At 33.4% G+C, this 8,527-nt stretch carries 5 protein-coding genes and 1 pseudogene; 1 reads left to right on the forward strand and 5 read right to left on the reverse strand.

The features are described 5' to 3' along the window. From TD29_RS17445 to porU, 5 genes are all read right to left on the reverse strand, one after another. On the reverse strand, positions 1 to 327 hold a 327-nt coding region (locus TD29_RS17445), incomplete at its 3' end, for a biotin/lipoyl-containing protein (RefSeq protein WP_040282822.1). Positions 328 to 330: 3 nt separating this feature from the next. Beyond that, on the reverse strand, positions 331 to 1,329 hold the full coding sequence (gene pdhA, locus TD29_RS17450) for a pyruvate dehydrogenase (acetyl-transferring) E1 component subunit alpha (RefSeq protein ID WP_040282823.1): 999 nt from the start codon (positions 1,327 to 1,329) through the stop codon (positions 331 to 333). 174 nt (positions 1,330 to 1,503) lie between these two features. Further along, complete coding sequence (gene cdd, locus TD29_RS17455; RefSeq protein ID WP_040282824.1) at positions 1,504 to 1,986, reverse strand: cytidine deaminase; 483 nt, start codon at positions 1,984 to 1,986, stop codon at positions 1,504 to 1,506. A gap of 72 nt (positions 1,987 to 2,058) precedes the next feature. Continuing rightward, a complete protein-coding gene (porV, locus tag TD29_RS17460) occupies positions 2,059 to 3,294 on the reverse strand; it encodes a type IX secretion system outer membrane channel protein PorV (RefSeq protein WP_040282825.1) in 1,236 nt (411 codons plus the stop codon). Positions 3,295 to 3,359: 65 nt separating this feature from the next. After that, positions 3,360 to 7,205, reverse strand: a complete 3,846-nt coding sequence (gene porU, locus TD29_RS17465; RefSeq protein ID WP_040282826.1) for a type IX secretion system sortase PorU — start codon at positions 7,203 to 7,205, stop codon at positions 3,360 to 3,362. Between the two features lie 250 nt (positions 7,206 to 7,455). Between porU and TD29_RS17470 the strand changes: the two are divergent. Further along, positions 7,456 to 8,527: pseudogene (locus TD29_RS17470) on the forward strand (SUMF1/EgtB/PvdO family nonheme iron enzyme); the annotation flags it as partial.

Here is an 8,527-nt window from a genome sequence, read left to right on the forward strand (position 1 = left end):
TTCTTCTTTATCTTCGGAAGAGGACTGATCGCTATTTTGTGCTTTAGCTTCCGAAGTATTTCCATTTAAATATTGTGAAATATCCTCTCCTTCTTCTCCAATTATTGCTAACAGTGTGTCTACCTTTGCGGTTTCTCCTTCTTCAATACCGATATGTAGTAAGGTACCTTCGTTAAAGGATTCAAACTCCATAGTTGCCTTATCGGTTTCTATTTCGGCTAGAATATCACCTTCTTCTACTTTGTCACCTACTTTTTTCAACCAAGCGGCAACTGTTCCTTCTTCCATCGTATCGCTCAAACGAGGCATGTTAATTATTTCTGCCATAGCTTATATTTTGTGGTCTATAAATGGGTAATCTTCTTGTTCGTAAACGACATCGTACATCACATTTTTATCTGGATATGGAGATTCTTCAGCGAATTTTTCACACTCAGCAACTAATGCTTTTACACGTTTATCGATTACTTTTATATCTGCTTCTGTTGCATAATTCTTTTCTAAAAGAATATCCTTAACTTGAGTAATTGGGTCAATTTTCTTGTATTCTGCAACTTCATCTTTAGTTCTATAGTGTTGCGCATCACTCATTGAATGCCCTCTATAACGGTACGTTTTTACTTCTAAGAATGTTGGTCCTCCTCCAGATCTTGCTCTTGTAATAGCTTCATCAAAAGCTTCAGCTACTTTAATAGGGTTCATACCATCTACTGGTCCACATGGCATTTCATAACCTAAACCAAGTTTCCAAACATCTGTATGATTTGAAGTACGTTCAACAGAAGTTCCCATTGCATAGCCATTATTTTCACAAACAAAGACTACAGGTAAATTCCAAAGCATGGCTAAGTTAAACGTTTCATGTAGGGATCCTTGACGTGCTGCTCCATCTCCAAAACAACATATAGTAACACCGTCAACATCATGATATTTATCACCAAAAGCTATTCCTGCTCCTAAAGGTATTTGACCACCAACGATACCGTGACCTCCATAAAAACGGTGTTCCTTAGAAAAGATATGCATTGAGCCTCCTAAACCTTTTGAGGTACCTGTTGCTTTACCATACAACTCTGCCATGACACGCTTAGGATCAACTCCCATACCTATTGGTTGCACGTGATTTCTATAAGCAGTAATCATTTTATCTTTGGTTAAATCCATCGCATGAAGTGCACCTGCTAAAACGGCTTCTTGACCATTGTATAAATGAAGAAACCCTCTTACTTTTTGTTGGATGTATACTGCAGCTAGTTTGTCTTCAAACTTTCTCCATAACATCATGTCCTCATACCATTTAAGGTAAACTTCTTTTGTGATTTTTTGCATTATTTAAAACGTCGTTAAATGTAGTTATACAATTTAGTAGATTATCAATTTAAAATTGGTAATAGTTCAACTCCTTTTTTTGAAAAAAATAGAATTCAAAAAAGTGTCACTAACAAAAGTAACACTTTAGTTAGGAATGAAAAAACCGAAAAACGTAAAATTATTACGAAATCGTTATAGAAAACTTCTATCGAAGCCTAAAGGCAGTAAATTAGCCAGCGAGTTTGATTTTACAACCTTACCTGAAGTTCCCATGAAATATATTTGTATTGAATCATTTTGTTTGACTTCATACTCTGAAATGGCTTGCCTACATGCACCACATGGTGGGATTGGTGAATTTGTTGGCTGGTTTTGAGAGCCAGCAGTTAATGCCATCATCACAATATTAGCGTCTGGATACTTAGCTCCTGCGTAATAAATTGCTGTACGCTCTGCACATAAACCTGAAGGATAAGACGCATTTTCTTGGTTATTACCTGTAATAATTTCTCCGTTATCTAATAGAATAGCAGCTCCAACTAAAAACTCAGAATATGGAGCATAGGCTTTAAGTCTCGTATTTATTGCTTGATCCATTAACGATGCAACAGGTTTAGGAAGCTCGTTATAATCTTCATAAACAGTAAGTGTAGATTCTATTTTTATGTCTTTCATCAAAAACGGTTTTAGACAAAAAAACTATTGCTTTTAGAACAATAGTTTTTTTAAGTTGAATTATGTTATCTACTAATATTCATCATATTCTCCATCTCCAAAATTAAATGTTAGAGAAAAACGTAATGTATTTTCTAGCGGACTTTGAACTTTAGAAGCCGAAAATAAGTAAGATAAGTCAATATTTATAGTTGTGTATTTAAATCCTGCTCCCATTGCAAAAAACTTTCTAGCACCTTTTTCATCACTTTCGTTAAAGTAACCTGCTCTAAAAGCAAATGATTCTTGGTACAAATACTCTGCACCTAATGCCCAAGTAAATTCTTTTAGCTCTTCGCTAAAACCACCTGGAGCATCTCCAAAGGATTGAAAAACACCTGATAAGAAGTTCACATCATTGTCTTGACCTCCAGTAATAATTGTTGGTTCATTTTCATTAACATCTTCGGTTGTTGCGTCATCTGTTGTTTGTAGACCATCACCATTGGTATCAACAAAACCATATAATGGAGGTGTTGGCACTAAGAGTTTAGTTACCTCAGCAGTTACTGATAATTTGTTATAGTCGTCGAATATAAAATCAAATCCTCCACCTAATCGCAAATTGGTTGGCAAGAAGTTTTCACGACCACCATCATCATATTTAATTTTTGGACCTAAGTTTTGAATCGCAAAACCTAAACGTGTTCTACCATTAAAACTATCATAGGCTTCTTCTTCACTCTGATAGAAACCAGAAATATCAACTCCAAAAGAACCTGCTGCTCCTGCATTGGAATCTACTGCTTGAATTCTTAAATCTGAACGTAAATAACGTAACGCAACAGACATTGCAAATTGATCTGCTAAACGTAATGAATATGATGCATCTACCGTAAATTCATTGGGTTTTTCTATGAGTGGTTCAGAAAATTCATCTGGTCGAATTTCAATTTCACCTAATCCAAAATATTTGAAACTTACACCAAAGGCACTTCTATCATCTATTCTATTAAAATAAGTTAAATATGCTATTGAAATATCATTTACTAATTTACTTAAGTAAGGTGTATAACTTACTGCAATACCTGATTTTGCTTCAGAGAATGCGTATTTAGCAGAATTCCACTGTTGAGAATACGCATCTACAGGAGTTGCCACACCTATGTCTCCCATACCTGCTGATCTTGCATCAGGTGCAATAAGCATAAATGGAACACCAGTTGTAATCACTGTAGATTGGTTTGGATATGTTATCGTTTCTCCTTCTTGAGCATAAATATTATTAATTGCAAAAAGAGAAACTAAGGCTAAAATGTACTTTTTCATATGTAAATTCATGTTTATATTAAGGTATTGCTACTTATAATATATTAGGCAAATATAAATTATTATTATAGTATGACAAGTTTTTCGATTTTTTCAACTTGTTTATTTAAACTATTTGATCTCACTTTTAGTTTATATACGTAGACGCCTTTTCCAATTTTATCTCCAAAATCGTCACGTCCATCCCAGACAATATCTTTAGAAAGCGAGCTTGTTACTTTACCTCCTCCTGATGTTTGACCATTTAAAGTACGTACTAATTTTCCTGAAACAGTGAATATCTGTACTGAAACGTCTAAAACATCAGAACTATTGTGATTAAACCAAAATTCTGTGTAATCGATAAATGGATTAGGATAATTTAAGACATTAGTAATAACTAATTCTTCATCTTTATCTCTTACATTAAACTCAAGTTGAGCGGTAGAAGCATTATTATACACATCCCAAGCTTTGAAAGTTAATGTGTGTAAACCTGGCTCTAAATCTCTAAAAGGAAAGCTTAATTTTCCGTTTTTATAATCATCAACATTAGCTTCATAATAATCATTTAAGATAAATGGGTTGGTTTCATCACCATCAATTAGCGCTATGATATCGTGTCCAATTCCACTAGCCGTATTTATACCATTATCATCTTGAAGCCTTGCAATAAGTACTGGTTGTTCATTTGTTATTCCGCCAGAAACAAAATTTTCATCATTCATAAATAGTTCAATAACTGGCCCAATATTATCTTCTTCAGCATTTTCATTAATCCCACCAACTTGTATATCAAAACTATACCCAGATTTATCATCTAAAATATTATCCTGTTTTGAATAGAAACCAACTTTTCCTTGACCAACAGGAATGCCGATATCACGAGGCACGACAAACTCAAAATCAAACGCTCCATTTGTCACGGTAGCTTGACCTTTAAACATGGTTTCCCCTAAGGTTTTGAAATCTAAAATAATTAATTCTCCACCACTTGACACTCCATTATTACCTAGCGTTTGTCTATCAATTTCCTTATCCATAACAGTTGCAGTAACTATCCCATTATAGTTTGATAAAAAATTTCCTGATGAGTCATAGACCTCACCAGACATTTTAACTCTATCTAAAGCTTTTAATGGCTCTGTTTGTTGTGCTACCGGAACATCATTAACGGCTGTTAATCGAACTTCAGGCTTTGCTATTGGTAATTTCATTGCAGGATCACCAATATAAAATACTAATGACTTTTGATTAATCCCAATAACAGAAGGATCATTTTTTGTCAATCTTAAAGCTTCAGCCATTGATGGGTAATCATTAGACCCATAATTAAATAAATACGCATCTAACTCTTCATTTACGGTTACTCCAACGGTTACAAAAATTTGTCGTGTTGTTGTAATTAAACCTATTGCTCCTCCTTCTTTGTTCCAATAGGTAAACTCACCTGCTGTTTCTCTTTGAGGATTATCAAACTTAGTAAACTCACATGTCACAGTAATAAAGAGATTAAATTTACATAGGTTTCTAATTTCTTGAGCATCTACTTTTGTAAATATACGTTCAGATGCTAAACCATCTTCTCCTCCATGCCCAAAATAATTCACAACAATTGCACCAACATCTAAAGCGTTATTAACAGCCTCATTCACTGACGGATATCGCTCTCCACTTGCTGAGGATTGTTGTTGGTAGGAATCTGTTAAAATTTTAGTAACATTAATAAATGGTTTTTCTGTTGTAATTTCATTGGCGATTTCATCTGTAGTTGTTTCTAATATTAATTCCCATGCTTCATCTACATCATCTGCTATTGTAACGACATTATTTCTCCAACTCCCAAATGCTTCTTCACCGTAAAAACCTTCAACTTTATCTACTAATTCGATAGCTCGTTGCGGTGTATCTGCCAATACTCTTCCTACTGCAATATCTAATAATGCACCATCTTCCATATCTCCTTCATTTTCGTCCATCATTCCGTAGAAATCATCAGAAATAAAGGAAGACACGAGGCTAAAACTTTCTACTGAATTCCATGTTGGTACTATATTAGTATTATTAGAAATTCTATCTTTATAATCATAAGATGCATCTCCAAACAAACACAAATACTTTAATCGTTCACTTGGCTCACTAGCATTCTGGTACACGTATTGAACCATATTTCTAATGGCAGCTACATCTTGTTTCCCAGAACCAAACTCATGATAAATTTCATTAAGCGTTACGACTTTAACATTGAGATTGTATTGATCTCTGTTGATTTGGGCTAATCTTTCGGCTTGCGTACTATAACTATTATTTGCGATAATAATATAATCTACATCTTCGAACTCTCCTTGACTATTTGTAAAGATTGTTCCTTTTATATCTTGATTATTTACACTGGTATTTGAATCTCTTAAAGGTGTGAAATAATTTAAACTAGTTACGGTTATATATTTTTTTTCTGAGCCAGCTATATCTTTAAATATCAAATTAGAATTTTGATCACTATTTATTACTGCCTGTACATTGTATTTATCTGTAATATCCCAGACTTCTTGTACATTATTGGCATTTGCTAATGTATACTGTACAACTCCTGAACTTAATGCAACGTCATCATTTTTGAACAAAAACTGAGTACCATTAAAAATCAAGTCTCTAGTAGCTTCTATAGATATGTAATCTAAATATCCAAAAGTAGAAGGATTACCATTGTTATTATAGATTAAAGTGACATCTACATCGTCTGAAGGGAGCGTTATTTCATTTTGAAATGAACCTGCTGAAGCCAATACAGGGTCATCAATTACAGAAAATCCAATCGTACCAACCAAACTACCATTAATAACGACTTGTAAATTACTGGCAGTTGATTCGCTTACTCCTGCTGCTAGCACTCTAATTTTTGCTGGTTCTGAGGATACGATATTTGGAAAATTAAAGTTGAATTCTTTTTCGTTTTCAACATCAAAGCGCTCTCCAAACCATCTACGGCCAATTTTTCCTAAGTTATTCTCATCAACTTCGTGAAATTGATAATCCTGAAATGTTGATATTTCTAGTGAAGGTTCATCTTCTGGCTCTGATAAAGTAGTAATACGTTTTCCGAAGTCACCTTGAGTTGTAATATAATAATACGATTTGTCTGCATATAAATTTACGTTGGTATCACTTTCCTCATTGTACTCATTTGTCCCTTCCGCATAAAACAAAATATAATCAGTATCATTAAAAACGCCATCGTTTTCTCCAATAAATCTAATAGCATTTTCTTGCAGATCATTGGGTGCTTCAACATTGTTTGACAGAGGCAACATGGCGCCTCCATTACCATACAATTTTATCGACCTTGGATCTACATTAGTATTTACACCAATTGAATTTAAAAAGCCTTTACTTAAAATATAGACTCCAGACTTTTCAACATAAAAACGATGCCATTGGCCAGTACTTAAAACCGAACTTATAACTTCTTGATTGTTTAAACTTGTTCTATTTAAAGAGCCTCCATATTGATAATCAATTGTAAATGATGTAATTTTTTTATAGACTCCTCTATCATTTATGATAGGTGTAATTTCAAAATAAGCAGATATATTATCTCTATCAATTGCATTTTTTAAGATTAATGTTGGAGAACTTGGAATTGTTGATAACGGTAAATCTTTTAATTCTGAAGTACTAATATTTTTATATGATACCGCACTTAACTCCACAGAACTTTCATTAATATATCCTGACTCTTCCCACATAGAAAAAAAAGTAATTCCTTTTTTATGTGAAAAACCAAAATGGTCTTTATTAAAGCTTGGGATTTCAATTTTAGAATTTGAAGTTTCTAAGATTGTAGTAGACTCCCAATTAATATTAAATTGTTTTTGCTGTGCATTACTAAAAAATGCAAGTAATAGTAACGGTAAGAGTAAATATTTTTTCATATTTCAATAACGTCTATATGATCGTGATATTATTTAGGCGAATTTTTTTATTCAAAATTACAACAATAATTGATTTAATTGTTCGTTATTAAAGACAAAATACATCGACAAACTGATCAAAAATCCGTTGTTGTGCACAAAAAAAGGGATGAAATGCAGTTTTTTTTACAGGATTTTAGCAAAAAGTATTGTTAGTTTACCTTTAATTACTATATTGCGTCTCTAAAATTAAATTAGCTTACTTAAAAGTATGGATATGAAAAACGTCTTAAATTTGAGGATATTATTAGCCCTAATGGTGTCTTTAACAATTGTTAGCTGTAGTAGAAACTCTTCTAATAACACTTCAAGAGCTACAGGTTGGAAAATCAATGATAAAAATGGTGGTTTCCAATATAATGACAAATTCCAAGAACAAGAAACTGCTCCAGGATTGGTTTTTGTTGAAGGAGGAACCTTTACGATGGGTAAAGTACAAGATGATGTAATGCATGATTGGAACAACTCTCCAAATCAACAACACATTCAATCATTTTACATGGATGAAAGTGAAGTTACCAACGTAATGTATACTGAATACTTAGATTGGATAAAAAGAACTTACCCGCCTGAAGAAGAGAACTATAGGTTGATATATGAAGGAGCACTTCCTGACACTTTAGTTTGGAGAAATAGATTAGGTTATGCTGAAATGATGACCGAAAACTATTTACGTCATCCAGGTTATGGTGAATATCCTGTAGTTGGTGTAAGTTGGATTCAAGCTGTAGAATTTGCAAGTTGGAGAACTGACAGAGTTGCAGAAATGAAATTACAGGAAGCAGGTTATCTAGAAAGAGATACGCATTTAACATCTTCTGCAGATAGTAATTTCAATGTAGACACCTATATTGCTACGCCAACTTCAACTTATGGAGGTAATGATTCTATCATCAATCCAGAAAAATCTAGGAATGGGAATATGCTGCACTTGGAATGAGTGAACTAAGAAGCTTTAACGTATATAGAGGACGTAAAAAATATCCTTGGGATGGTCAATATACTAGATCTGGAAAACGTAAAACTAAAGGTGATCAACTTGCCAACTTTAAACAAGGTAAAGGTGATTACGGTGGAATTGCTGGATGGTCTGATGATGGTGCCGATATTACAGCTCAAGTAATGTCATACGAACCTAACGATTATGGTATCTATGATATGGCTGGTAATGTTGCTGAATGGGTTTATGATGTTTATAGACCAATAGTTGATGATGAATTTAATGATTTCAACTACGTTAGAGGTAATGTGTATTACAAAAATGCCATTAATGAAGATGGAAC

It is taken from the genome of Psychroserpens damuponensis (genome assembly GCF_000826655.1).
GTDB lineage: Bacteria > Bacteroidota > Bacteroidia > Flavobacteriales > Flavobacteriaceae > Psychroserpens > Psychroserpens damuponensis.

What these genes read in the sequence shown, in the direction of transcription:
- pdhA (WP_040282823.1), bottom strand. Translation starts at nt 1,329, where the DNA reads ATGCAAAAAATCACAAAAGAAGTTTACCTTAAATGGTATGAGGACATG.
- cdd (WP_040282824.1), bottom strand. Translation starts at nt 1,986, where the DNA reads ATGAAAGACATAAAAATAGAATCTACACTTACTGTTTATGAAGATTAT.
- porV (WP_040282825.1), bottom strand. Translation starts at nt 3,294, where the DNA reads ATGAAAAAGTACATTTTAGCCTTAGTTTCTCTTTTTGCAATTAATAAT.
- porU (WP_040282826.1), bottom strand. Translation starts at nt 7,205, where the DNA reads ATGAAAAAATATTTACTCTTACCGTTACTATTACTTGCATTTTTTAGT.